Source organism: Mesorhizobium sp. M2E.F.Ca.ET.219.01.1.1 (assembly GCF_004016445.2).
GTDB lineage: Bacteria > Pseudomonadota > Alphaproteobacteria > Rhizobiales > Rhizobiaceae > Mesorhizobium.
On record NZ_SADT02000004.1, the window covers coordinates 511066 to 537318 of the forward strand.

At 63.4% G+C, this 26253-nt stretch carries 21 protein-coding genes, 1 tRNA gene and 1 pseudogene; 13 read left to right on the plus strand and 10 right to left on the minus strand.

Translation table 11 applies throughout. The annotated features are described in order from the left end of the window. The first annotated feature begins 239 nt into the window (after nt 1-239). On the plus strand, nt 240-2060 hold the full coding sequence (locus EN862_RS22615) for an extracellular solute-binding protein (protein ID WP_127868065.1): 1821 nt from the start codon (nt 240-242) through the stop codon (nt 2058-2060). A 39-nt stretch (nt 2061-2099) separates the two neighbouring features. Beyond that, a complete protein-coding gene (locus tag EN862_RS22620; RefSeq protein WP_127868066.1) occupies nt 2100-2780 on the plus strand; it encodes a DsbA family protein in 681 nt (226 codons plus the stop codon). Nucleotides 2781-2817: 37 nt separating this feature from the next. Here EN862_RS22620 and EN862_RS22625 read toward each other — a convergent pair whose 3' ends face one another. Then, entirely contained in the window at nt 2818-3252 is a 435-nt protein-coding gene (locus EN862_RS22625) for a hypothetical protein (protein WP_127868067.1), read from the minus strand. 255 nt (nt 3253-3507) lie between these two features. On the opposite strand from EN862_RS22625, the gene EN862_RS22630 reads away from it, so the two are divergent. From EN862_RS22630 to mgtE, 3 genes are all read left to right on the plus strand, one after another. Further along, complete coding sequence (locus tag EN862_RS22630) at nt 3508-3909, plus strand: DUF6252 family protein (RefSeq protein ID WP_127868068.1); 402 nt, start codon at nt 3508-3510, stop codon at nt 3907-3909. Nucleotides 3910-4265: 356 nt separating this feature from the next. After that, complete coding sequence (locus EN862_RS22635; RefSeq protein ID WP_189401306.1) at nt 4266-6158, plus strand: ABC transporter ATP-binding protein/permease; 1893 nt, start codon at nt 4266-4268, stop codon at nt 6156-6158. Nucleotides 6159-6439: 281 nt separating this feature from the next. Next, nucleotides 6440-7804: a magnesium transporter gene (mgtE, locus tag EN862_RS22640; protein ID WP_127868070.1), complete on the plus strand. Its 1365-nt coding sequence runs from the start codon at nt 6440-6442 to the stop codon at nt 7802-7804. A gap of 47 nt (nt 7805-7851) precedes the next feature. Here the strand turns inward: mgtE and gor are convergent, their stop codons facing one another. The 3 genes from gor to rpiA form a co-directional block, all read right to left on the minus strand. After that, on the minus strand, nt 7852-9240 hold the full coding sequence (gene gor / locus EN862_RS22645) for a glutathione-disulfide reductase (RefSeq protein WP_127868071.1): 1389 nt from the start codon (nt 9238-9240) through the stop codon (nt 7852-7854). A gap of 119 nt (nt 9241-9359) precedes the next feature. Next, entirely contained in the window at nt 9360-9959 is a 600-nt protein-coding gene (locus tag EN862_RS22650) for a DUF2059 domain-containing protein (protein WP_127868072.1), read from the minus strand. Next, nucleotides 9946-10677, minus strand: coding sequence for a ribose-5-phosphate isomerase RpiA (gene rpiA / locus EN862_RS22655; RefSeq protein WP_127868073.1), 732 nt, complete (start codon nt 10675-10677; stop codon nt 9946-9948). Before rpiA ends, EN862_RS22650 begins: the two co-directional genes overlap by 14 nt. 160 nt (nt 10678-10837) lie before the next feature. On the opposite strand from rpiA, the gene EN862_RS22660 reads away from it, so the two are divergent. Then, on the plus strand, nt 10838-11518 hold the full coding sequence (locus EN862_RS22660) for a phosphoglycolate phosphatase (protein WP_127868074.1): 681 nt from the start codon (nt 10838-10840) through the stop codon (nt 11516-11518). A 128-nt stretch (nt 11519-11646) separates the two neighbouring features. Next, nucleotides 11647-11721, plus strand: a tRNA-Val gene (locus tag EN862_RS22665). A gap of 113 nt (nt 11722-11834) precedes the next feature. Here the strand turns inward: EN862_RS22665 and EN862_RS36300 are convergent. Further along, entirely contained in the window at nt 11835-12005 is a 171-nt protein-coding gene (locus EN862_RS36300) for a hypothetical protein (protein ID WP_189401309.1), read from the minus strand. A gap of 502 nt (nt 12006-12507) precedes the next feature. Here EN862_RS36300 and EN862_RS22670 point away from each other — a divergent pair. After that, nucleotides 12508-13191: a Crp/Fnr family transcriptional regulator gene (locus EN862_RS22670; protein WP_127868075.1), complete on the plus strand. Its 684-nt coding sequence runs from the start codon at nt 12508-12510 to the stop codon at nt 13189-13191. Nucleotides 13192-13267: 76 nt separating this feature from the next. On the opposite strand, the gene EN862_RS22675 is transcribed toward EN862_RS22670, so the two are convergent. Both EN862_RS22675 and EN862_RS22680 read right to left on the minus strand, forming a co-directional pair. Beyond that, the gene (locus EN862_RS22675) at nt 13268-17494 is read right to left on the minus strand and encodes a cytochrome P450 (RefSeq protein ID WP_127868076.1); all 4227 of its coding nucleotides are present in this window, start codon (nt 17492-17494) and stop codon (nt 13268-13270) included. Nucleotides 17495-17611: 117 nt separating this feature from the next. Beyond that, entirely contained in the window at nt 17612-19393 is a 1782-nt protein-coding gene (locus EN862_RS22680) for an adenylate/guanylate cyclase domain-containing protein (protein ID WP_127868077.1), read from the minus strand. 429 nt (nt 19394-19822) lie between these two features. On the opposite strand from EN862_RS22680, the gene EN862_RS22685 reads away from it, so the two are divergent. The 3 genes from EN862_RS22685 (at nt 19823) to EN862_RS22695 (ending at nt 21480) form a co-directional block, all read left to right on the plus strand. Continuing rightward, a complete protein-coding gene (locus EN862_RS22685; protein ID WP_095818037.1) occupies nt 19823-20080 on the plus strand; it encodes a PepSY domain-containing protein in 258 nt (85 codons plus the stop codon). A gap of 227 nt (nt 20081-20307) precedes the next feature. Continuing rightward, complete coding sequence (locus tag EN862_RS22690) at nt 20308-20892, plus strand: hypothetical protein (protein ID WP_245519670.1); 585 nt, start codon at nt 20308-20310, stop codon at nt 20890-20892. Between the two features lie 102 nt (nt 20893-20994). Beyond that, nucleotides 20995-21480, plus strand: a complete 486-nt coding sequence (locus tag EN862_RS22695; protein ID WP_127868078.1) for a hypothetical protein — start codon at nt 20995-20997, stop codon at nt 21478-21480. Between the two features lie 63 nt (nt 21481-21543). Here the strand turns inward: EN862_RS22695 and EN862_RS22700 are convergent, their stop codons facing one another. Continuing rightward, nucleotides 21544-23421, minus strand: coding sequence for a murein L,D-transpeptidase (locus EN862_RS22700; protein WP_127868079.1), 1878 nt, complete (start codon nt 23419-23421; stop codon nt 21544-21546). A 301-nt stretch (nt 23422-23722) separates the two neighbouring features. On the opposite strand from EN862_RS22700, the gene EN862_RS22705 reads away from it, so the two are divergent. Next, nucleotides 23723-24124, plus strand: coding sequence for a rhodanese-like domain-containing protein (locus EN862_RS22705; protein WP_126060937.1), 402 nt, complete (start codon nt 23723-23725; stop codon nt 24122-24124). Between the two features lie 8 nt (nt 24125-24132). Here EN862_RS22705 and EN862_RS22710 read toward each other — a convergent pair whose 3' ends face one another. Continuing rightward, nucleotides 24133-25041, minus strand: a complete 909-nt coding sequence (locus EN862_RS22710) for an alpha/beta hydrolase (protein WP_127868080.1) — start codon at nt 25039-25041, stop codon at nt 24133-24135. Between the two features lie 47 nt (nt 25042-25088). Here EN862_RS22710 and EN862_RS22715 point away from each other — a divergent pair, with 47 nt between their 5' ends. Beyond that, complete coding sequence (locus EN862_RS22715; RefSeq protein ID WP_095818032.1) at nt 25089-25541, plus strand: MarR family transcriptional regulator; 453 nt, start codon at nt 25089-25091, stop codon at nt 25539-25541. A gap of 12 nt (nt 25542-25553) precedes the next feature. Here the strand turns inward: EN862_RS22715 and EN862_RS22720 are convergent. Then, nucleotides 25554-26164: pseudogene (locus EN862_RS22720) on the minus strand (pyridoxamine 5'-phosphate oxidase family protein). Nucleotides 26165-26253: the final 89 nt, after the last annotated feature.

The following is a 26253-nucleotide window of genomic DNA, read 5'->3' on the forward strand; positions in this document are numbered from 1 at the left end:
CAGCTACCTGTTGCCCAAATGAGGCAACAGGATGACTTCGGAGCGCGTGTTACACTGCCAGCGGCGTCGAATCCAGCCCGGTTTCCGCGATTTCTTCGTGGTTCCTTGTCCCCAGGAGCGGGCATCGATCGGCGGTGGAGCGGCTGAACCCGCCTCCAGTTGGCGCGCCGATTCAATCGGATGGCGAAATGCTCTACGGTGCATGGCGAATCACAAAGCCGCCCGGCAAGGAGACGGTCATGGGCCGCGTTCTCGTCCAATTGATCGCCGCGACCTCGTTTCTGGCTCTTTCGCTCCTTCCGGCGCAGTCGGAGCCGAAGCACGGCATAGCCATGCAGGGCGAGCCGGCGCTGCCGCCCGACTACCAGCATTTCGACTACGTCAACCCGGACGCGCCGAAAGGCGGAAGCGTCACCTATTGCGTCGTCGGCTCCTTCGACAACCTCAACCCCTTCATCCTGAAAAGCCTGCGCACTACCGCGCGCGGCATGATCGATACGGTGTACGGCAATCTCGTCTTCGAGCCGCTGATGCAGCGCAACTATGACGAGCCTTTCAGCCTCTACGGCCTGCTTGCCGACAGCGCCGACATGGATCCGGACCGCAAGTCGATCGAGTTCCATCTCAACCCGAAAGCAAAATGGTCGGACGGCCAGCCGGTGACGCCGGAGGACGTGCTGTTCACCTATGACGTTTTCAAGGACAAGGGCCGCCCGCCCTACAGCGACCGCATGAGCATGATCGCCAAGCTGGAGAAGACCGGCGAGCACAGCGTGAAATTCACCTTCAACGACAAGGCCAATCGCGAATTCCCGCTGATCGTGGCGCTGACGCCCATCGTCCCCAAGCACGCCTTCGACAAGGAGACGTTCGACAAGACCACGCTGAAGCCGCTGATCGGCAGCGGACCCTACACCGTGGACAAGGTGCTGCCGGGGCAGCGCATCGTCTTCAAGCGCAATCCGGATTACTGGGGCAAGGACATCCCGTCCAAGCGCGGCTTCGACAATTTCGACCAGGTCACCATCGAGTATTTTCTCAACGCCAATGCCAAAACGGAGGCGTTCAAGAAAGGCATCTGTGCCCTCGATGACGAGGCGGATCCGGTCAAGCGCGAGCGCGACATCGACTTTCCGGCCTTCCGAAGGGGCGATGTGAAGGAGGAATATTTCAACACCGGCATTCCCCCGGTGGTGACCGGCTTCCTGTTCAACACCCGGCTGCCGAAATTCGCCAATCCGATCGTGCGGCGCGCGCTGGGCATGCTTTACGACTTCGAATGGGCGAACAAGAACCTCTTCGGCGGCAAGTTCAACCGCACCATGAGCTATTGGCAGAACTCCGAGCTGTCCGCGCTCGGCCACCCGGCCGACGATCGCGAAAAGGCGCTGCTTGCGCCCTACCCCGGCCGGGTGCCTGCCGATGTCATGGACGGCACCTGGCGCCCGCCCGTGACGGACGGTTCAGGCCAGGACCGCAAGGTGCTCAAGGCGGCCTTCGAATTGCTGAAAGGCGCCGGCTTCCGCGTGCAGGACGGCAGGATGGTCGACCCGCAGGGAAACCCTTTCAGCTTCGAGATCCTGACCTCATCGCAGGACGAAGAGCGGCTGGCGGCCATCTACCAGCGCACGCTGGAAAAGATCGGCATCGACGTCAGCATCCGCACCCTCGACGGCGACCAGATCCAGTCGCGCAAGCAGCGTTACGACTTCGAGGTGCTGATCGGCACCAGTGGCTTCAGCAACTCCCTGTCGCCCGGCAGCGAGCAGCTCGGCCGCTGGGGATCGGTCGCGGCGAAGACCGAAGGGTCGTTCAACCTCGCCGGCGTCGCCGATCCCGCGATCGACGCCGCGATCGATGCCATGCTGAATGCTCGTACCAAGGAAGACTACGTCGCGGCGGTGCGCGTGCTCGACCGGCTCTTGATCTCAGGCAACTATATCGTGCCGATGCAATACAACACCCAGCAATGGCTTGCTTACTGGAGCTATCTGGAACATCCGCAAAAGACCCCCATATTCGGCTATCAGCTGCCGACCTGGTGGCGAAAGCCCAACTGATGCAAGCCCAGCCCAATCGAGACCAAACAGGAGACGAGCATGAGCGCCGAGAACTCCATCACCGTCGACGTGGTGTCCGATGTCGTCTGCCCCTGGTGCTTCATCGGCCAGAAGCGCCTGGATAAGGCTATTGCCACGGCGGACGTCGACGTGCATGTCCGCTGGCGGCCGTTCCAGCTCGATCCGACCATCCCGCCTGGAGGCATGGATCGCCGCCAATACATGCTCGGCAAGTTCGGCAGCGAGGAACGCATTCAACAGATCCACGCGCGCATAGAACCGCTGGGCGAAGCCGAGGGCATCCACTTCGCGTTCGGCGCCGTCAAGGTCGCGGCCAACACGCTGGACGCTCATCGCGTCATCCGCTGGGCGGGCGCCGCCGGCGAGGATGTGCAGAACCGGCTGGTGCGCCGCCTCTTCCAGCTGAATTTCGAGGAAGGCGTCAACATCGGCGACCATGCCGTGCTGGTGAAGGCAGCCGGAGAGGCCGGCATGGATGCATCAGTGGTCGAGACGCTGCTGCCGACCGACGCCGACGTCGAGGCCGTCCGCAACGAGATCGCCACCGCTTCGCGCATGGGCATCACTGGCGTGCCCTGCTTCCTGCTCGAAGGCAAATATGCCGTCATGGGCGCGCAGGATACCGGCACGCTTGCCGACGCGATCCGCCAGGTCGCCCAGCTCAAGGCTCGCGGCGAGTTGGAAACTGCCGCGGGTTGAGCGTTCCTTGTGCGCGGTTCCGCTTGGAATTACGCCCCTACTTCGCGGATACCTTGGCCTTGCTCAGGAAGAATCCGTGGCCATTGCTGCCCGTGCAGTTCAGTCCCTTCGTCGACGACTGGCAGGAAAACGGCCCCTGGCTCCAGCTGTTGCCGTAGCCGAGCTTGGTCACATCGCTGCAACAACCCTGCTCGCCGGGATTCTTGATCAGTGTCGCCGGCCCTTTGGGTCCCAAAATCACCGTGACGTAGCTCGGCTCGACGCGTGAACAGGAAAGCTCCGGGCCGCCATCCTGCGGCTGGTAGGTGCCGGTTCCGCCCTTCGGCGTGTAGATGCAACCGATATTGCCGGATGGCGTGTTAAACTCGACCTGGCCTTCGGCGCTGGCCGGAATGCTCTGGCTGCCGGCATGCGCCACCGACAGACAGGTGAAAATGCCGAGCAGCGCGGCAGCAACTCTCCGTGCAGGCATGTCATCCCCCTTCGACATAAACCGTCGCGGACAGGTTCGACCCGGGAGGGCGCCGTTGTCAAATCCTGTCCTGCCGCCGAACACGTTCTGGTGAATCGCCTTGTACGCCGCCCTGAGCTAGAACCGCCAAGGGTTCAGCTGATTTTGAAGGGGCACCGAATGGCGGTCAGGCGTCGCGCATTGTTGCTGTTGTGCTTGCCTCTCGCCCTTGGGCTTCCGCTGACATTACAGCGCGTGTCCGCCGAGGAAGCCGTCATGTCGGCGACCTTCGAAGGCAAGCCCTGGACGGCGTCCTTCACCTTGGCCCAGACGATGCAGATGGGCGGCAAGCCGATGCTGAACCTGTCGGGAACAGAACAGGGGTCGCCGACCATGACCTTCAATTCGATGCTCGAGCTGAAGGATCCGAACGACCTTGCCGGCGGCTATCCGCTCAAGACGGGCTCCCCCGCCAGCAGCGCCAACTTCAACATCCTCGATTCCGGCGCCATGGTCGGCCATGTACGGTTTGTCACCGGTGAGATCGTGATCGAGAAGTACGACACAGCCGCAAAGACTATCTCCGGTCATTTCAGCGCCTCGGGGAAAGACGAATCGGGCAAGCCCGAAGAGCTCACCGACGGTAAATTTTCGGGCATTCCGGTCACCGCACAGTAGCCATTTCGGCGGATCGGCACCTGTTTTTCGATCACAAACCCGTGTTTTTTGCTTCCCTAAGGGAAGCTTTCCGTCCGCTGGCTCAATTGCCCTTAACGCACTGGGATAAAAGCCGAAATCAGCGCGATGAATGATCTTCCGGCATTGGCTTTCTGTTGCCTTCGCGCCACGGCGGGTAACCCTGTTCACATTCCCCGGCAGAAAATTAATGGAAAATGATCAATTGGTGTTACCCTGTGTAACAAAACTAGAAAGGTTTGGGCGGGATCGTGACTGGGGTCGGTAGACCGCGACGTACAGTACCGGAGCAAACATCCAGCGAGGCAAAGACCTCGTCCCTGACGCCGGTATCGTCGATGCGTACATTCTGGGGGCTGATGCGAGCCTACTGGTTCTCCGACCGGTGGAAGGAAGCCTGGACACTCACTCTCGTCATCGCGGCCCTGACAACACTGCTCAGCAAGACCGGCGTTTGGCTGGCCCTGATGCTGGGTGAGTTGACCAATTCGGTCAATTTCTACCATGACGCCGCCAACACCGCGCCGCTCAAAACGCTGCTGACCAATGCAGGTCTGGTGATGGTGCTCTTCGTACTCAAGGATGCCGGCATCGCAGGTGCGAGAAGTCTGGTGTCGGCGACCTTGCATCGCAAATGGCGCGGTTGGTTGAACAGCCAGTTCAACGAAGCGCTGCTCGATGGCAACCACACGCACTTCCACGCGCAGCACGGGTCGCCGAGCACCGGTACCGCAGCGCCAGACAATATCGACCAGCGTATCCAGGAATCGATGAAGGCCATGACCGGCGGCGCGATCGGCCTTGCAATGGGTGTGCTCGGCGTCGCCACGTCGCTTTATTTTATCGGCGAGAACCTTATCCAAAGTTCGGTAGAGGTTACCGGATTGGAGTTCCTGGGTGGCTACGGCACAGCCGTTCTTTCGCTCTTGGCTATCGCCACCTACGTGCCAATCAACACCTGGATCGCCGTAAAGCTCGGAAAGGCGCTGGAGAGATTGAACGTGCGGCTGCAGCAGGCCGAGGGTAGCTATCGCGGTGAATTGACCACCTTTCTGCGCCGCAGTTTCCATGTCGCGGCTTCGCGCGGAGAAGATGTGCAGAAGACCATGCACAACCGGCTCTACAGCGACATCGATCGGACCTGGGCGCGATTCAATATCGTCACGGTCTGTTACGCTTCCTTCGAGGCGATCCACAATTTCATGGGTTTTCGCATCATCGCCTATGCGCCGGGTCTGGTCTCCTTCATTCACAACAAGCTTGACCTGAAGGGCTATGTGACGGGCGCCGAGATGCTCAATCAATTGATTGGCCAGTGTTCCTGGCTCATTCGTGTGATGCCGGACATCGCCACCTTGCGGGCCAATGCTCAGCGCGTGACCGAGCTGGCCAATGCCATCGAGAGCGTGCAGCAGCCGCAGGAATTCTACCAGCAGACCGGCCGCTCCGACTTCAGCTACGCAACCCAGAATCCGGTGTTCGGTCTCACCATCCAGAAACTGGAACTCGCCCATCAGGGCGAGGACGCCACACCTTTCCTCAGCGCTGCGAATCTCCGTTTCCGCCGTGGCGAATGGACCTTCCTCAAGGGCGAGTCCGGCTGCGGCAAGACTTCTCTCATCAAGGCGATCAATGGCCTGTGGCCTTATGGCCGCGGCACCATCGTCTTCCCGGAAGGCGTGATGAATTTCTACGCTGCCCAGGAGGTCAAGCTGCAGCAGGTTTCGCTGAAGCAACTCGTCTGCCTGCCGGGTTCAGAGAACGACCATGGCGACACACAGGTGGCGGCGGCTTTGCACAAGGCCGGTCTCGGCGACTTCATCGAACACCTTGCCGACGAGAGCCGCGAAGGCAAGATCTGGGACCAGGTGCTTTCGGGTGGCCAGAAGCAGAAGCTGGTGGTCGCGCGCATCATCCTGCAGCAGCCTGGACTTCTCTTCCTCGACGAGGCGACCGGCGCGCTCGATCCCGAAGGCAAGATCGCCTTCCACCAGGCGATCAAGGACAATTGTCCGAACGTCACCGTCATCAGCGTCATGCACGAGGCGGTGCCGCCGCGCTCGCTTGCCGGCGAGGAATTCTACCATAGCGTGGTTGCGATCGCCGACGGCGTCGCCACCAAGAAGCCGCTCGCTCCCAGCCTGCCGCGCGAGCTCACCACCATCCTCGCCCAGCCGCCGCGGCCGACCGAGGACAAATGGCTGCGCTTCCGCCGGCTGAAGCAGAAATAGCAGTCATACCAAGCCTTTGGCCGGCGGCCGTGGCCCGGCTTGAGTTGTCCTCGATCACAGTCTCGCGATCCGGCCTCTCGCATCCATTTTCAGCGCCCTTCGCGATTGACTCGGCAAAAACCGCTCCTATGTTGCGCGCGCTCGCTGATTTCCAACTCGAACCCCGCGAGCAGAAAGGTCAACCCGCCATGCCTGGCGACAGTCACAGTCGAACGCAACCGCCGTCCGCCTTGACGTGACCTGATTGGCTCGCGTCCTGCCGGACGGCAAGGAGTGAGCCCATGAACGAATTCGCACCCGTACTGGACGACGAAGCCGTCGCCGTCGCCCGTGTTCTTGCCAACGATCACGTCGCCGACGTCGTCGAAGCCCTCAATCGCGAACCCCGCGAGACGGCCATCGAGCTGCTCTGCGCGGTTCCATTCGAGCGGCTGGTCGAGATTTTCGACCAGCCGGAACTCGAAAGCGCTCCGGAACTCGCGGAAGCCCTGCCACGCGCCAAGGTGAGCAAGCTTTTGACCGCCATGTCGGTCGACCGCGCGGCCGACATTCTGCGCGAGCTGGATGAACCGGCCCGCTCGGAGCTGCTCGGCGCGCTTGCCCCGCCGTTGCGCGCGACGTTGCTGTCCATCCTCGGTTATCCGGAAGGCAGCGCCGCATCGATCATGACGACGGAATTCGTCAGCGTGCCTTCGGATTGGACCGTCGGCCGCACGCTCGACTACATCCGCAAGGTAGAGCGCACCCGCGAAACCATCTACGCCATCTACATCGTCGATCCGCAGACGCAGCTCCTGCTGCGTTCGACCGGGTTGCGCCGGTTGATCACGGGTAACCCGGAGGATTCGATCCTGTCGGTGGCGCCTGATCGTATGCCGGTGACGGTGACGCCGCTCACCGATCGCGAGAACCTGGCGCAAACCATCTCCAAATACGACCTGCTCGCCTTGCCGGTGGTGGACCACGGCAGGATCCTGGGCATCGTCACCGTCGACGACATCATCGACACGATGATCGAGGAGACGACCGAGGACGTGCATCGTTTCGGCGGCATGGAGGCGTTGGACGAGCCCTATATGAAGATGGGCTTCCTCGCCATGATCCAGAAGCGCGCCGGCTGGCTGTGCGCGCTGTTCCTCAGCGAGATGCTGACGGCCAACGCCATGCAGAGCTATGAGGGCGAGCTGGAGAAGGCGATCGTGCTGACGCTGTTCATCCCTCTGATCATGAGCTCCGGCGGCAATTCCGGCTCGCAGGCGACCTCGCTCGTCATCCGCGCGCTGGCACTGCGCGAGATCGGCCTGCGCGACTGGTGGCGGGTGGCGCTGCGCGAGTTGCCGACCGGCGTCGTCCTCGGCTCGATCCTCGGCGTCGTCGGCATCTGCCGCATCGCGCTGTGGCAGTATTTCGGCTTCTACGACTACGGTCCGCACTGGATGCTGATCGCGGCGACGGTGGGCGCGGCGCTGATCGGCATCGTCACCTTCGGCTCGCTGTCGGGATCGATGCTGCCCTTCGCGCTGAAGCGTATCGGCTTCGACCCGGCGAGCGCCTCTGCACCCTTCGTCGCCACGCTGGTCGACGTCACCGGGCTGGTGATCTACTTCTCGGTGGCGCTGGTGATCCTGCGCGGCACGCTGCTTTAAAGCGATGCTGGCAGCCGCTGGCATCGCTGGCGGCTGCCACGCTGCGATCAGACGCGTTCGCCGTTCTTCACGCGGTAGCTCGGCTTATACATCGTCACCAGTTCCTCGGCCGCGGTCGGATGCACGGCCATGGTGCGGTCGAAATCGTCCTTGGTAAGCCCCGCCTTCAGCGGGATGCCGAGAAGCTGCGCCATCTCGCCGGCATCCGGCCCGAGGATATGGGCGCCGATCACCTTCCTTGTCGAGCCGTCGACCACCAGCTTCATCAGCATCTTCTCGTCACGCCCCGACAGCGTGTGCCGCATCGGACGGAAGGACGCGCGATAGATCTCGACGTCGGGGAAGCGCTTGATCGCGTCGTCTTCCGAAAGGCCGACCGTGCCGATCTCCGGCTGGGAGAACACAGCAGTCGGAATGGTGTCGTGGTCCGGCGAGGTCGGATTGCCCTTGAAGGCGGTCTCGATGAAGCACATCGCCTCGTGGATCGCGACCGGCGTCAGTTGCACGCGATGGGTGACGTCGCCGATCGCCCAGATGTTGTCGATGTTGGTGCGCGAATATTTGTCGACGACGATCGCGCCCGTCTTGCTGAGTTCGACGCCAACGCCTTCGAGGCCCATATTCTCCGTGTTGGGAATACGCCCGATCGCCAGCATCACCTGGTCGACCGTCAGGGTCTGGCCGGAAGACAGCAGCACATCCAGCCTGCCCTCAGGCGTCTTGCGCACCCATTCCGACACCGCGGGACAGACGATCTTGATCCCCTTCTTCTCCATGGTCTCGTGCAGCGAGCGGCGCAGATCCATGTCGAAGCGGCTGAGGATCTCCTGGCCACGGTACACAAGCGTGGTTTCCACGCCCAAGCCATGGAAAATGTTGGCGAACTCGACGGCGATGTAGCCGCCGCCCTCGATCATGATCGCCTTTGGCAGTTCCTTGAGATCGAAGGCCTCGTTGGAGAAGATGCAGTATTCGTGGCCCGACAGCGCCGGATGCGGCGCCGGCCTGCCGCCGGTGGCGATCAGGATCTGGTCGGCGCTGACGGTGCGGTCTTCGGCAACCAGGTAGACGGAATGCTGGTCGACCAGCACGGCGCGCGAGTGAAAGGTCTCGCCGCCCGCGCCCTCGACGTTCCGCTTGTAGATCGCCTCGAGCCGCGCGATCTCCTTGTCCTTGTTGGCGACCAGCGTCGGCCAGTCGAAGCTTGCCTCGGGCACCGTCCAGCCATAGCCGGCCGCATCGGCAAAATGTTCCGGAAATTGCGAGGCGTAGACGTAGAGCTTCTTCGGCACGCAGCCGCGGATGACGCAGGTGCCGCCATATCGGTATTCCTCGGCGATGGCGACGCGCTTGCCGAGAGCCGCCGCCACCCGGGCCGCCCTCACCCCACCGGAGCCGCCGCCGATGACGAACAGATCATAGTCATAACCGGCCATCGCGATGGGCTCCTGGGGATGAGAAAGACGGGTCACAGGTAGGCTGCAAAACTGCAAAAGAAAAGCCCGGGCAAACCCGGGCTTTGTGGTCCAGCGGCGATCGACCGATCCGAGGCCGATCAGTTCGCGGAATTGTCGGCCGGCGCCGATCCGTCGGCCGGAGCCGAATTGTCGGCGGGCGCGGTGGCGTCCGGAGCAGGCGCTGCCGGCGCCGCGGCCTTGGCGGCGGCGGCAAGCGTCTCGCCGACCTGCTGGGCGAGATCGCGGGCAACGCCGTTCTGCCAGATGTCGGCGGCCTTCACGAGGTCGCGCGTCACGGCGGGGCCGCTGTCCAGCAGCTTCTTGCCGGCATCGGAACTGTAGAAGGTGGCGATATCGTTGAGGTCTTTCTCGGAGAACACCTTGGCATAGGCAAGCGCCGCCTCCTTTTCGAGGTCGGCGCGCCGCGAGGCCAAGCCGAGAGCCTTCTCGGTCACGGTCTTGCCGATAAGCTCCTGCATGTCGGGGTTCTTTTGGATGAGCTGCGACTCCAGCGCGGCGGCCGCCTGCGGCAGGATGTTGTCGAACGAGTCCGTGGCATGGATCGCGGCGACGGCCGCGCGCGCGGCCTTCAGGTGCGATTCGCTGACATCCTGCGCGAACACCGGCGCGGACAGAGCAAGGACGGCCGAGGCCGCCAGAAGCATCGAAAGGCGGCGAACTCGTTTATGCAACATCATGGTCGATAGAACTCCCTGGTTTTCGGGCGGCATGGACGGTTTGGATACCGTCGCCGCCGGCGATGATGGCCGTTGACGCCAGCCCGATGAAAAGACCGTGCTCGACGACGCCTGGAATGGCGAAGAGAGCATTCGAAAGCGCTCTTGTATCCGGAATGCGGCCAAAAGATGCATCGAGGATAAAGTGGCCGCCGTCTGTAACAAATGGCTGGTCCCCCGTCATCCTCAATGTCACCGGGCCGGAAAGGCCGAGGCCGGCAGCGGCCGCGCCAATCGCGATCTCGGTGGCGCGCAGGCCGAATTTGTTGACCTCGATCGGCAGCGGGAAGCGGCCGAGAGTTTCGACCATCTTGGACTTGTCGGCGATGACGATCATGCGCTGGGAAGCCGCGGCGACGATCTTTTCGCGCAGCAGCGCGCCGCCGCCGCCCTTGATCAGCGTCAGGTCGGGATCGACCTCGTCGGCGCCGTCGATGGTGAGGTCGAGTTCGGGCGTCTCGTCGAGCGTCGACAGCGGCACGCCGAGCTCGCGGCAAAGCGCGGCGGTGCGTTCCGAGGTCGGCACGCCGATGACCTTCAGGCCGGTGGCGACCTTCTCGGCCAGCAGCCGCACGAACTCTTCCGCGGTGGTGCCGGTGCCGATGCCAAGCCGCATGCCGCTGTCGACATGGGCGAGCGCTGCCCGCGCGGCCTCGACCTTCAACTGCCTTGCATCCATGCGGAGCCTCGATTTCGCCGGTTTCGCGCGCCTCCTAGCACTTTTGCCTGTCCCGTCAAAGGCTCCCTCATCAAAGGCTCTGTGGACCGATCGAGGCTCCTTGCTTGAACTCAGGCCAGCCTGTATCGGCTGCAGCAACGAGAATTTCGCAGGACCGCCCATGACCCGCCCGATCATTGTCTTCGACCTCGACGGTACGTTGGTCGACACGGCGCCGGACCTGCTCGACAGCCTCAATCACAGCCTGGCGGCAAGCGATCTGGCCGCTGTCGATGAAGCCGGTTTCAGGCGCTTCGTCGGCCATGGCGGCCGCGTCATGATCGAACGCGCGCATGCCGCGCAGAACAAGGCGCTGGTGGCCGAAGAGCACGACCGGCTGCTGAAGCTCTTCCTCGACCACTACACGCTCAACATTCCCGGCAAGTCACGCCCCTACCCCGGCGTGATCGCGGCGCTCGACCATTTTCAGGCCGCCGGCTACCTGATGGCGGTCTGCACCAACAAATATGAAGCCAATTCCGTGGCGCTGATCGGCGCGCTTGGCATGTCGGACTATTTCGGCGCGATCTGCGGCCAGGACACGTTTGCCTTCCGCAAGCCCGACCCGCGCCACCTCACCGAGACGATCCGGCTGGCAGGCGGCGATCCGAACAACGCCCTGATGGTCGGCGATTCGCAAACCGACATCGACACCGCCAAGGCGGCCGGCATTCCGGTAGTGGCGGTCGATTTCGGCTACACCGACCGCCATGTGCGCGAATTCGAGCCGACGCTGGTGATCTCGCATTTCGACACGCTGACGCCGGAGCTGGCCGAGCGCCTGATCGCCGCGGCTCGCTGAGCCGGCGCCAAATCGCGCCGACAGAAAATCAGGGAAATCAAACCGCGGAATAACCTCGGCACATCGCCTTGACTTCGCGCACCCGCCTCCCTTATATCGCGGCTCGCTTCGGCCTTCGGGCCACAGGCGGGCGATTAGCTCAGCGGGAGAGCACACCCTTCACACGGGTGGGGTCGCAGGTTCAATCCCTGCATCGCCCACCATCTAACCTCCCGAAATGGTTAGATGATTTAGCTTCCAGGTAACCCTTGAGAACTGCCGTCATAGTGGCACGCCGGCCGTCCAACTTGCGGCCGATCACGAATGCCGCGGGCGCCTAGATCAACCCTCTCCTCACATTCATGCGCGTCACGGCCGTCACCAGGACGGCACCGGTCATGAAATAGAGCGTGGCGACGATATGGCCTTGGTGGAAGTGCAGCCCGGCAAACAGCAGGGCCATGACCACGGCAAGGAAGGCGATGACGCGAGAGAAGGCATCGGGCATGGGGCGACCTTGTGCAATGTGTTGACTGGCCGCCCTCATTCAGCCGCTCGCTCCATAGAGCGGTTTTCGATTTTTCGCAATCGGCCCGGTGCGCGCATCTGTGACCACCTTCACATACGTCAGCCAGGGTTTGCGCGCAGATATGGCAACGGAGGCACCAAGGACCGACTGACTTACAAGGTCCGAAGGCAGCTTCCGAACTGGATGCGGTTTCGCAGGAAGGAATTTTGATCACCTAGCCATTTTCAGATTTGCTGTCTGCGCGCTGGGTACCTCCCACCCAAGCGCGCGGACGGCGTTCTCGAAGGATCGGTCCGTAACCGCCAGTGCGCCCGGTCTCCTTGCAGTTTGCCGGCTTATCCGGTTCGACGTGTCGGGCATGACATTCGAATGTCTGTCAGCCACCCGCCGAATGCGGAGAGCCACCGTAGAAGGAGACGACGCTTTGATCGAGCACGCACTTATCCTACAATTTCCGTCTAACGAGAGACGGAATCGTATCATGGCTACAAACGGCGCGGACGACAGCAACCTGCCGCGCCTGGCGCGCATTGATCCGCGCCAGTTCGATCTGTTGTTCAGCGGCTGTAAGCTCGAGCGCTACGCCGCCGGCCAGCACCTGTTCGTCCAGGAGGATGCGTCCGACCGCATCTATGGTGTGATGAGCGGCACGGTCGAGATTTCGATCTATTCGCCGGGTGGGCAGAAGCTGGTGGCCAATATCGAGCTGTCGCGCAGTCTTGTCGGCGAGATCGGGGCACTGGACGGACGCCCGCGCACGGCCACCGCCAGCTGTCTCACGGCATGCGAGCTGGTTTCGCTGAGCCGGACACAACTCTTTGACCGCATTGAGAAAAACCCGTCTCTCGCACGAGCGATGATCGAATTGCTGTGCACGCGGCTGCGCTGGGTCAGCGGCGAGTTGGGCGACCAGGCCTTTTTCGGCATCGAGGCACGGCTGGCGAAGCGGCTGGTGTTCCTGAGCAGCGTCATGGCCGACTCCACGGGTTGGATTCCGATTTCACAATCCGAGCTCGGCGAATTCCTCGGCGCAACCCGCGAGTCCGTCAACAAGACGCTCAACGACTGGCGCAACCGGCAGATGATCGCCATCAAGCGCGGCGGCTTGCGCATCACCAACGCCGCCGCGCTGCACCAGATCGCCGAGTCGCAGGACGACGACTGAGCGAGACGGCCTGCGGCCTCGCCGCAGTTCTCCGTCAGCTGCATCCGGGAGACGACGACCCGGCTAAGCGCCCCGATCACAACCGCGAGATCAGGTAGCGCAGCGCCGAGCGGCTCGGCATGAAGAAATAGCCGCCGCCTTTCGTGGTGACGAACTGAGGCACATCCTTGAGCACGGTGACCTTTTCCCAGGATGGAATCGAGAACCGGCCGCCGCCGCCCCGAGCCCCGATCGTCGGATCCGTCTCCCCGACAAGCCCCTGGAACGAATTCGACGAGACCCAGGTCTGCTGGATGAACTCGTATTGGCGCTCGATATCAGCGTTGAGACACATGAAGAGCAGTCCCTTCTCGGTCTTTCCGCCCCTGTCCTTTTTCTCGTAGGTGCGGCCGACGCGCAGGATGCGATGGCGCTTGCCGATCCTGATCTGCGTCTGGCGATCCTCGCCGAGCGAATCGCGCGGGTTGGAACGGCGTATGTGGGAGCCGAGCGGACAGGCATGCCCCTGCGGATCCTCGGCGCCGAGCGCGAAATCATTGTCGACGCCGCGGCCCGGCCGCCCGTTCGGATTGCGCACCAGCGAGCTGCCGTCCTGCCAACGGCCGAGCATCTTTGCCGCCACCCAGCGCGGCGTGATGGCCGCATCGCCCGTCTCGCCGGCGGCCTGCAGAGCAGCCCGCCTGCAATAATCGTCGAACAATTCGACATGCTGCTCGAACTGGCGCATGACGAGGAACGTGCCGTTGCGGCCAAAATCACGCGGCGGAGGCGGCTGCCCGGGTATCTGGCGGTTGCGCCGCACCTGCGACAGGATGCCGGCGCGGTCCAGCGCTGCTTCGACTGAGGGCGAAGACGGGTAGAAGCCATGCTCGTCGCGGTAACCGAACAGGAATTCGCCCGGCGCGATGAGATGCATGGGCGCGGCTCCCTTGGCGGCGCGCGCCGTACCCCGAACGATCGGTTGCGAGATGCCATCGGCGAAGCCGAAATGCTCGACAGCCCGCTTGCCTTCGCGCCGCACCTTCAGCGGCAGTTCGGCGGTCACCGACAACCCGGCGCCTGCCGTCTGTCGCTTCATGGCCGTGATCTCTGCCTTCAGCAAGGCGGGCGTCTCGGCATAGCAGATGATGACGGCATCGACGGGCTTGGCGGACGACCCCCACTGCCATTTGTCGGGCGCGTCTGGGCCGGTGTCGTTGAGGATGCGGCTGCGCTCGGGCGTACCCATGCCTTCCCGGAAGGCGACCGGGAACGTGTCCAGCGGTTCGTCGTCGACGCCGCCTTCGAGCCCCAGCCGGCGCAGCCCGTTGGGGCCGAACGCCACGGTCATGGCGCGGCCCGCGGGCACCCCGTCGCCGAAGCTGGTTTTGCCGATGACGAAGTCGAGCCACGCCTTGCGCTTCGCCGCCGGCAGGCCGTCGGGCACCTCGATCGCAAGCATATGCGCGTCGCCGAGCGCGCCGAACGGCCCGAAGAAGATCGACTGGATCTCCCCGGATTCCAGCTCTTCGAGGGGCGAGGACGGAGGCTCCGGCTGGCTCCTCGCATCAGCCGGCTGCGCTTGCGGACGCGGCAGGGAACCGAAAAGGCTCAGCCAGTCGCGCGCCTCGTTGCCGGTGGCCGAGGCGATGCCGCCCCTGATCCTGGAGTTGATGCGGATACGCGTGGTGTTGAGGTGCGGATAGGCGGTGTACCAGAACAGCGTCGGCACCTGCTGGCGCCGCGCCCAGCGCTTGAAGCGATCACCGTCGCGCGCGCCATCCAGGAACAGCCAGCGCGTGCGCGGATAGCCGTCGGTGTTGCTCCACACACCGGTCAGGCCGGCCGAGGCCTTGGCGATGAAGTCCTCGAGATAGCTTTCCCAACTTCCTCCATAATTGGAGAAGAACACCAGCCTGTTGGTGCCGGGCAACAACACCCAGCGGGCGAAATGAATGGTGTTGATGGTGGCGAGGAAGCCTGGCCTGAACACCTTCTGCGCCGATATCGAGATCAGGTAGAAGGAGAGCCGCAGCGCCAGCCGCCGCAAGATGCCCACCTTCATCGTCGAGATCGCCGTCAGATTGTTCTGCGCGGTGTGGTCCTCATGGGCGAGGATCTTTTCAAGCGCGCCGATCTCGACAGGGGTACTCGCCGGCTGGTCCTTGTCCTCAAGCCGCCGCAACGCCAGGAAGCAAAGCCCGACGAACAGGGCGAAAATGGCCAGCAGGCCGAGGACCGAAAGCAGAAGCGAGGTGCCCGCAATCGCGATGTTGGTGAAGGTAACCCCATGCGGGTTTCCGAATACGAGCACATAAGTCATGCGCCAGAAGGCCAGAACGACGATCGCGACGGTGGCGAACATGGCCGGCGTCAGCAGCGTCGTCGTCAGGGCGCGCGACCAGTGGCCGGGCGGCCTTTCCAGCAGGCTTTCGGCGGGCTCGAACGCCCAGCCGAATTGCCCGAGGCAGCGGACATGGCGGCGCGCCTCGGCAAGCACATCCATCGCATTGCCGCTGCCCGCGCGCGCCTTTTCGACGATCTCGCGCACACTGTCGGCGAGCCGTGCCTCGGCCAGGATACGGCGCACGGAATGCCCCGGCGTGCCGGAGAAAACCAGCCCGGCGGCGCTGCCGAAGGATGGCGATATCTCGATGTGCTTCCTCTTCAGGAAGTCTTCCAGCGAACCGCCATCCGGTAGGCCGCAGACATCCCTGAAGATCGGCCTCAGCCGGTGACCGATCGCGTGCGCTAGGGCGGCAACGACATCGTCGGTGCTGCCGTCGCCGGAGATTTCCAGCACCAGCGCGCCGGTCTCGGCCCCCGTTTTCTCGTCCTTCCCCGTCGGAGCGACGGCCAGGCTGGTGAAATGGATGGTGCCGACCTTGTCGAGCGCGGCGCTGAGCTCGCCGATCGCCGGATTGCCGAGATCCGCGACCTTGTCGCGCACCGCATCGAGCGGCATCGGCCGGGTGATCGGGCAGACCACTGTCACCATCGACTGCTCGGCGGTGCGGCAAAGCGGCGAGCGCTCGAAATCGACCTTGAGGCTTGCCGGGTAGGCGCCGACATTCACCATCTTGCCGGCCCTGCCCCGCGCGCGGGTCAGCTTCGGCTTGCTGAACAGGGCACGGATGCATTCACCGATCTGGATGCGGGCGATCTCGGCGCCGATGCACAAATGGATGCCGTAACCGAACACCATGTAGTCGCGATGCGGGCGCGAGGTATCGAACTCGTTCGGCCGTTGCACGATCTCCGGATCGAACATCGCCGAAAGCGTCGCCGGCATGACGACCGTTCCGGCTTTGACCACGCGCTCGCGGCGGGTGCCCTTGCCGATGACCGCGTCACGCCTGGTGTAGCGCCAGGGTCCGATCCAGATCGGCTTGAAGCGCATGGCTTCCATGATCGCCCGGTCGAGCTTGCCGGTATCGCCGGCGCCGAGAGCTTCATCCACGGCGTGCCGCGCGTCGGCTCGCGACAGGATCACATCCAGGCAATTGCTGCCGGCCAGCACATTGGTCGGCACGAAGCCGGCGACCATGCCGAGCATGATGGAATGAATATCGGCCAGCGACAGGCGCCCCTGGTCCATCAGCGCGACGAGGCGAGCCAGCGGCCTGTCATCCTTGCCCGTCCTTTCCCTGACCGCGGCGATCGAGCGGTCGATAACCTTGATCAGGCGATCGCCGCCGACCACGGCAAGCTGGCGCGTGGCGGGATTTGCCGTCGGATCGGAAAAGAACAGCGCGCTGAGCGCGATCGACCAGTCGGCGAATTCGGTCTCATCGTCGATCTGAAGGCCGAAATAGTCTCGGCAGATGCACACCGGCACGATCTTCATCAACCCTGCGATAGCGTCGAAGCCGGGGCTGGCGCGGGTTATGATGTCGCGCGAATGGCGCTCGGCGATCGGCCTGACGGTGGCTTCGACCTCGGCGGGCGGGAACGCGCTCAGCACGGCCGATTTCATCTGCCGGTACGCGGCGCCGTCCTGCATTCCGAGAATGAAATTCGAGCCCCTCGCCAGCTCGGCCATTTCCGGCCCGTAAGGCGTCTCGAACTCGTCACCGCGCTCCAATATGTCGCGCACATCCGCGCCCTTGGTGACGAGCAGGAAATTGCCGAAGCCGAGATTCGGCCAGAAGCGGCGCAGCAGCGCCAGCAGCCAGCGCGGATCGCCGAGCAGAAAGCCGGCGATGCGCGAGGCAATGCCGCCCTTGGAACGCAGTCGATAGATGTCGAACGGCGGCATCTCGGCGACGGGACGCTGGCTCTTCTGGGCGGCCCGGACAGCGGCGAAGTACTTCAATGTGATCATGCGCGTTCAAGCCCCCCGGCCGTCCACGTCAATGCGATGCCGTCACCGTCTGGCCTAGGTTTGCATCGGTCCGGCGTATGTGAATTCGTTCACAGTGGTCTGTTGTCGGCCCGGCAATCATGCGGCTGCCTTGGCCCGATCGAAATTGGCAATCAGGAAATTGTTCCGGGACGGGTCCACGAACGGTATCCAGCGTATCCTCTGCTCGGAAAAATCAGGATGCCGGGTCATGAAAATCGCAAGCTCGCGCTCTGCCTCGTCATGCCTTCCGCTTCTCGTCAGGGCGCCTATCTTCAGGAACCGGGCGTAGAAGTAACCTGGCGACAGGTTGATCGAACGCTCGGCTGTGGCGATCGCGGCCGGCCAGTCCTCGATGAAGCAATAAGCGGCGGCAAGTTCGCCCAGATTGTGGAAGCGATAGAGGTCGAACGGGCTCAACCGCTCGGTATCGAGGAAGAACGGGATCGCGCCGGCCGCGTCGCCAAGCAAAAGATGCGCGCTGCCCATGGCCGAGCGGGCGAAGGCGAAGCTCGGATTGATGTGGATCGCCTCGGCAAGGTGCTCGGCCGCCAATGCCGGCAGGCCGCGCATGATGTCGGCCGCGCCGAGATAGGCATGCGGACGCGCGTCGAGGCTGTCCATCAGCAGCGCCTTGCGCGCAAGCGTCTCGACTTTCTCGAGATCGTCGCTGTCGCCGAAACGCAGCCATGCCCGCCAGAAATACCACCATGCGAGCTCGTTCAGCACGGCACTTGAGTTCGGATCGTCCCGGTAGGCTCTGTCGAAGAAATCCAGCGCGATGTCGGTATCACGGCGCGTGCGCCTGTTCATGTGCCAACGGCCGCGCCTGACCAGCTGCCAGGTTTCGAGGCTTTCCCAAGGAACCTGGAACGTACGCGCCTGCTCGGCGCGATCGACCTCCTTGTCGAGGATGGAAACGATCTCGCTGCCGATCTGATCGCGCAGGCTGAAGATGTCCACCAGGTCGCGGTCGAAGCGTTGCGACCAGACCAGGCGCCCGTTCGACGTGTCGCTGAGCGATGCGTTGAGGCGAATATGCCTGTCGTAGCGCGCCAACGTGCCGCTGACGATGTAGCGGGCCCCAAGCGCATTGCCGATGAGCCTTGTGCCCAGGCTGTCGTCACGAAACTGGAAGCTGGATCCCTTGGCGATGACCGAAAGCCAGCGCGTGTTGGAAAGGCCGTATATGATGTCCTCGGCGATACCGTCGGCCATATAGCCGACATCGGGTTCGCTTCCGTTGCCCTGGAACGGCAGCACGGCGATTGCAGGCGGGCCCTTGGCGGTCGGCCTGTAATGGCCGGACGCGGTGGGGATGGAAGCGAAGGAGGCCGGCGTGGCAGGCCTGTTGCCGCCGCGGCCCGCGATCAGCACCCGCACCGGCAGGGCGATGTTCTTCAGGCTGAACTCGCCCAGATCGGTGAAGACCGCCGCTGTCTTATCCTTCACATGGTGCCAGGTCGTGGCCGAGATGGCGACACCGTCATGCGGCGCGAATTCCTGGAGCCGGGCGGCGATGTTCACGTCGTCGCCGTAAAGACGGCCTTCGCGGACAATCACGTCGCCGGTGTTGATTCCGGCGCGAAACGGCATGCGCATGTTCTCGGCAACCGCCGCGTTCAGCGCCGCGATCCGCGCTTGGAAATCGAAGGCCGCCCGCAAGGCTTCGATCGGGTTGCCGAATTCGGCCATGATGCTGTCGCCGGCATCGCCGAACGTGCGCCCGCCAAATGCGCCGCAGCTGCCGGCGATGATGTCGCGCCTCTCCTCGAACGCGGCGACGGCGAGCTCATCGTCGATGCCCATCAGCCTCGAGAATCCAACGGCGTCGATTGAAATGATTGTCGCAAGCTGACGGGTGTAATTCCGTTCAGCCATGATCGAGCCCCCAGTCCCCGCTTGCAGTCCAGAACGGGCGACCTGCGCTCAAAAGAAACGCGTCAACGTCTGCCGATGGATATCCCCCGGCAGGTCCGGCGCGCCATTGCCACCCTGTTATGACCAGAACTCTATCAGGGTCTTGCCGAAAGCTCTACCACGAACAGCTAATGTGGCGAGCCGGCGCATGGTTAGTCATTCACTATGTCGGAAGACACATCCGCATCGTGCCGTTACCCGTTGAAATCACACCTTCTTTTCGTCACACAATGCCGAATTTGGCTGCTGCCAGCCGAACATCGCCACGTCGAGCCAGACGCTTCACAAGGCGTTATTTTCACGCTACGGAACCAAGGTGCCTGCGTGCTGGTTTCTGACGGCACCCAGGCGCATATGAAACCTGGCCAAATACGCGATTTGAGGGCTCTCATGCGCACTGTTGTTTTAGCAACCGGTATCGCGGCCTTCCTTGCCGGCGGATCGGCCCTTGCGGCGGACGACCAGCCACTGCCCCCGCAAAATGCCAAGAAACTCTCGGAGATCGTCGCCAAGGTCGAGCAGCGCACCGACTTCCGCTATGTGAAGGAGGTCGACTGGGATAGCGACGGCTACACCATCACCTACTACACCACCGACAAGGCCAAGGTCCAAATCACCTACGACCCGGTGACCGGCGAGCCCAAATAGGCCGCGGTCGCTTGCCCCTCTGCCATTCCGCGGGGCCTGCATTCGGCATAGACTCGATCGTCGAAACAAGCGGCCTGAGGAGAACATGCGGCTTCACACCTGCGCGAGCGCCCTACTTGTGACCGCTTCGATCGTAGGGACGTCCGGCTTCGCGGGCGGACGGCCCGTCCTTCGATTGCCGAAAGGCGCGGTTGCCCGCCGAAAGGGCGATCTGCGCCGACCAGCAAATGTCAGCCATCGACGCCTTGGTCACCAAGGCCTACGCCGGTTTTGAGCCGGCCTTCGGCGGCGACAAGCGCAAGATCGCCAGGGGGTTGGTCGCCGACCGGAATGCCTGCAAGACGGATGCCGCCTGCATCGTCAGCGCCCAGAACAATGCGTTGCAGACATATGGCAGCGCGCCGTCATGGGTACAGGACTACAACATCGCGCTGATCGGCAAGAAGGCGCTCGACTTTGCTGCAAGGACGCCGAAGCCGACCGACCAGCCCCTGCCCGCGTCGATCGGAAATTGCGGCTTCACCCACATCAAGACGCTGACGACAAGGCTGGGCGACGACCCGCTGGAAACCGCCAGTCCGGATGCCGGCAGCGCCGCGACGTTCACCAATGGCGGCACGGCGGTCTCCTATGACCGCGAACCGGGACTGGCGAGTTCCAAGGTCGGCGATCCGGTCGTCATGTGCCTGATCGCCATCCCGCGCGACTGTCCGAAAGACGATCTGCGCGGCAGGGTTTACTACGCCGTCGACCTCGCCGCCAAAGGCGCATGGGCTCTGCCGGACTCGCAGCACCTGTGCGGTGGCGCCTGAGGACCCCCGGCACCGCGCCGCGGAGTCCGGCGCGGCGGACCGGCCTTGCATCGTCACAACTTTGGTGGCTGACTGCCCTCCTGATTGCGGGCACGGGGGTGCATGGCAATGATCGGCTACGTCCTGAAGCGCATCCTGATGGTGCTCGTCGCCTATCTGGTCGCGGTGCTTGCCGGGTTGATCGCGGTGGTGGTGATCTACGCCGTATTGAGCTCCCTGCCCAACGCGCCGGGCTACTTCGGACTTATGGAATTCACGCCCATTGCCGTCCTGGTCGTGCCGCCGCTCGGCATGTTCGTCTATTTCCTGACGATTATCCTGACGGGGGCGCAGACGCTGGTCTTCGCTTTGATCGCCGAGTTCTTTTCGCTGCGCAGCTTCTGGCTGCACATGCTGTTCGGCGCCGCCGCTGCGGCGGCCGGCTTCATGCTGATATGGCCTGACGCCGCCGATGACCCGGAACGCTGGGCCGACATCGGCATCATCGCGGGCGGCGGCCTCGTGGCCGGCCTGATCTACTGGCTGATCGCCGGGCGCGACGCCGGCTTCCGCCCGCCGCTCATCAAAGCAATTCCAGGAAAAGTGTGAAGCAGTCAGGCTCTGCGGCATCGCCGTAGCCTTCCGTCCGGAATTGCTTGACGTTAACAGCGCTCAGCTTGAAGGCGTACGCACCGCTTCGGTCGCGTCCAGCGCCTGCATCAGCTTGGAATCGCGGTCATAGACGTCGTCGAAATACTCGACCTTGCCGGACATGTCGGGCCAGGCGGTGAAATAGGCGACATAGACCGGGATGACGCGTGTGACATTCTCGGTCGAATGCCCGTGCTTCAGCTTCTCGGCGATATCGTCGACAGAGGTGCCAAGCACCGCCGCCGCCATGCCCCGCGGATCCTGCAGGCGGATGCAGCCATGGCTGAGCGCCCGCATGTCGCGTGCGAAGAACGACTTCTGCGGTGTGTCGTGCATGTAGATGGCGTGCTTGTTGGGGAAGAGTATCTTCAACTCGCCGAGCGCGTTGGCCTCGCTTGGCTGCTGACGCACGCTGAACGGTATCTTGGAGCCGTAGGCGCCCCAGTCCACCTCCGACGACGGGATCTGCCTGCCGCGCGAATCCGTCACCTCATAGCCGGCCCGGTCTAGATAGCCCGGATCGCTGCGCAGTCTCGGCAGCATCTCATTGACGATGATCGACTGCGGCACGCCCCAATAGGGGTGGAAGTCGACTTGCTTGATCTGGTTGTAGAAGAAGGCGGTCTGGTTGGTGACCCGGCCGATGACCGCGCGGGTCTTCAGCTTCTCCTCGCCATTGTCGATATAGCTGGCGGTGAAGGCCGGCTGGTTGATGAAGACGCGTGGACTGCCGAGATCCGATGGCAGCCAACGCAGTTCCTCGAGCGCCACCTTGACCTTCTCGATCCTGTCGGCTTTCGAAGCCCCGGCCAGCAAGGCCACTGTGCGCGGGCCGATGACGCCGTCGCCCTTCATGCCCTCCCGCTGCTGCACCGCCTTGATCACCGGCACCAGTTCGGGTTCGTAGACTTCGCTCTTGCCCAGCCTGGCAAGAACCTCGCCGTAGCTGCCGCCCATGTCGTCATCGAGATTGCGGGCAATCAGCGTCAGCAACTTCGGCAGTTCCGGGCTGCTCTCGCCGGGCTTGAGCAACAGCTTGGGATCGACGACGATCTCGTTTTCCTCGCTGGCTTCAAGCGCCTCCAGCTCGACGCGCAGCGCCTGGTACTCGGCGTTCTGCGGATGCCGCGATTCGAGATAGGTACGCACTTCCTGGGTATGGGCCAGCGTCTTCAACGCGCCTTCCAGATCGAACGGCTTGGCCGGGAAATCGTAATAGCCGGTCATCCGGTTGGGATCGACGCGGCCGCTCTGGGCATCATGGGCATAACGCAACACGCGCGCCGACAGCGCCATCTCGAAGCGGACCAGTTCCCTGGTTCGCTCTTCCGGCGTGGCGGAAGTCGCGGCCGCGGGGATATCGACGGAATAGTCGGCCGGCGTCAGACCATAACTCGCCGCCTCGCCCAGCACGCGCACGGCATCCTGCGCCCTGCTGTTGGGCGCGTTGTCGCTCACCCAGATGAAATCCGGATTGGCCGAGTAATAGGCAATCAGCGCCTTGGCGATGTCAGGCTCGGCGAACAGCTCATAGTCGCTCAGGCCGGCAACTGCATCGCGGAACGCGGAGCTCGTCACCGACGGGACAAAGGCGGCATCCTGCGCCGTTGCGGGCGGTGTCGCAGGTACCAGCGACTTGAAGTCGACGCGCACGAGCTTGTCGGCCCGGTAGGTGTTGTAGGTCGGGCTGCTGATTCGGACGCTGCCGCTATCCTCTCCTGGCGGCCGTATCTTGCGTGGCTTCGGCGGCGGCGGAAATTCGCCCTGCGGATCGTGCCGGATGCCGCCGCCGAACAGCATGTCGAACAGCCCTTGCGCGCTTGCCGGCTGGTGCCCGAGGGTAAGCGCCGCCGCGATCGCGATCGGCAGCACCGCCTTTTTGTTCCCGAGGAATTTCATGAATCACTCGCTCCGGTTGTCACCGGTTCCCGTTCCGCGCCGCTAAACGATCTCGCCCACCGCATGGCGGATGTAAGGCGCAACTATACTGATTCATACCGATTTCGTTAAGCTTCCATAAATTTCCATGGCCATGTTGCAGAACGGTTTCACATCCGTGTGAGACCCGTGCGGCCAGCCTCGGTTCCCGCGATGCTTGCGCCATTGCGCCAGACATTGGCGGAACCGGCTTGGACGTGACAAACCCCGGTCGTTATGCTCGAAATCCTGGTCGCTTGAGCCGTGGCCTGGAGGATGCGCAGTGAAGAAAGGGTATCGCCAGCTTCTCGACGAGGCGAATGCCGAGATCGAGGTCGTGTCGCCGGAGGAGGCAGCGGGGCTGCTGGAGGATGACGACACGATCTTCGTCGACCTGCGTGACCCGCGCGAGGTCGAGCGCGACGGCAAGATCCCCGGCGCCAAGCATGTGACGCGCGGCATGCTGGAATTCTGGATCGATCCCGAAAGCCCCTACCACAAGCCGTTCTTCGCCTCAGGCAAGACCTTCGTCTTCTTCTGCGCCGGCGGCTGGCGCTCGGCTTTAGCCACCAAGACGGCGCAGGACATGGGCCTGACGCCGGTCAAGCATATCCTCGGCGGCTACACCGCCTGGAAGGCGGCCGGCCTGCCGGTCGAGCCGGGGCAGAAAAAGAAGGCGGACTAACAGGCTGATTAGTGCAGGATCGATTCGCGCTGCCCGGTCACGAAACCCACCGCTCGCGCAACGACATCCCTGTCGGCGAGGATCCGGCGGTGGCCGAGCCCATCGGCCCAATGCAGATGGACATGCTCGCCGGCGCCCGCGTAACGCCTGGCATGGTCGGCATGGACCTCGCGATCGTCCGGCGCGTGGATGATCAGCGTCGGCACCGGTGCCGTGGCAAGCTGGCGGTCGCCGGTGAACTCGCTCAGCGGCCGGCCCGACAGATGTTTCACCCGATCCGCCATGGCGACGCGGGAACGCGGCCCAACATTCATCATTTCGCTGAAGTCGTCGAAGATTGCCGGCAGCGAGCTCGGCGCCGCGATCAGCACCAGCTTTTGCGCCTTGAGCGGCGGTATGCCCTTGACCGAGGCCGCAACCGCATTGGCGGCAATCGCGCCGCCGAAGGAGTGGCCGACGACGGCGGCAAAGGGGCCGAACCATTCGCCCGCGACCCGCGCCGCATCCACCGCATTCACCATGTTGAGACGGCGGCCGAGCGAATGGCCATGCCCGGGCAGGTCGAGCGAGACGACCTTGTAGCCGGCCGCGCGAAAACCTTCGATCAGGGCGCGCATGTATTCGGTGCGTGATCGCCAGCCATGGATGACCAGCACGGCGCCGCGCGGCTCCCGGCCCGGCTCCGGGCGGAACTCGTGCACGGCAACGCAATCCGTCCTTGTCTTCAACCGGTGATGGCGCGCCTCGGCCATGAAGGCTGAAGCGCGTTCGACGGCCCGGCGTTCGCCGTCGCTCAAGCTCTTGACGCTGGGTGTGCGGCAAAACAATTCGAACGCGGCGCGGCCGCCAAGACGCGGCGCAACACGCTCGGCCGCGCCGAAAACGCCCCGGATGACCTTCATTCCAAATGATGCCATATTGGCAGTCCATCCATTCGTTCAAGCATGAACATAATAGTTCAAACATGAACATTAAGCAAGAGCTGCCCTGGGACAATCCACGCTTCCGCAACTGGGTGGCGGTTGCGCGCGCCTGCCATGTGCTGGAGCGCACGCTGGCGGTGAAGCTGGCGCCGCTGGACCTCAAGCCGGCACAGCTCGACGTGCTGATGAACCTCTACCGCCATCCCGGCATGTCGCAGCACGACCTTGCCCGCAAGCTCCTTGTCGGCCGCTCCAACATCACCATGCTCTTGCCGCAGCTTGAGGGGCGCGGCCTGCTGCGCCGCGAAGGCGACGAGAAGGACAAGCGCGTGCTGCGGCTGAACCTCACCGAGGCCGGCGAAGCCCTGCTGATGAAGGCGCTGAAGGTCCACATGGCGCTGATCGAGAAGGCGATGAGCCAGTCGACCCCGGAACAGTGCGATCTGATCGGCGAGCAGATGCGCAAGATCGCCGACGTCTTGAAGGAAGCCTGAGCGGGCTTCCAACTACCACATGGTTTTCTTGGCCCGCTCCGGCCACCCCTTGTCGTAAGCGGCGCCATCGATGTTCTTGCGGCTGGTGACCTCGAGTATCTGGCCGGGCGTCGGCAGCGACTTCGGGTCGACATGTTTTGCCGGGTTCCAGAGATCCGAGCGCACGATGGCGCGGGCGCATTGGAATAGACCGTGTCGACATCGATGACGGTGACCGAGCGGGCCGGCTTGCCGTCGACCATGAAGGACGCGCAAAGCTCGGCATCGGTCGTGATATGCGCGCGGCCGTTGATGCGCAGCGTGGTGCCCGAGCCCGGCACAAGAAACAGCAGCCCGACGCGCGGATCGCGAATGATGTTCTTCAGCGAATCGGCGCGGTTGTTGCCGCGCCTGTCCGGCATCATCAGCGTCTTCTGGTCGACGAGACGCACGAAGCCAGCGAGATCGCCGCGTGGCGAGCAATCCAGCCCTTCCGGCCCGCTGGTCGCCAGCGCTACGAAGGGCGAGGCCTCGATGAAGGCGGCGTATTCGGGAATCACATGGTCGAGCTCCTTGACGATCGAAGCTTCGCCCGGCAGCCCGTAAAGCGCCTCGAGCTGTTCGACGGATGTGATGCGCGACATCTTCTTTGCCTCCTGACCTTTTGCCGGCGCTACCCCATGACCATGACGCCTTGACGACAGCCGGCTGTCGACATTGGATTGCCACCCGC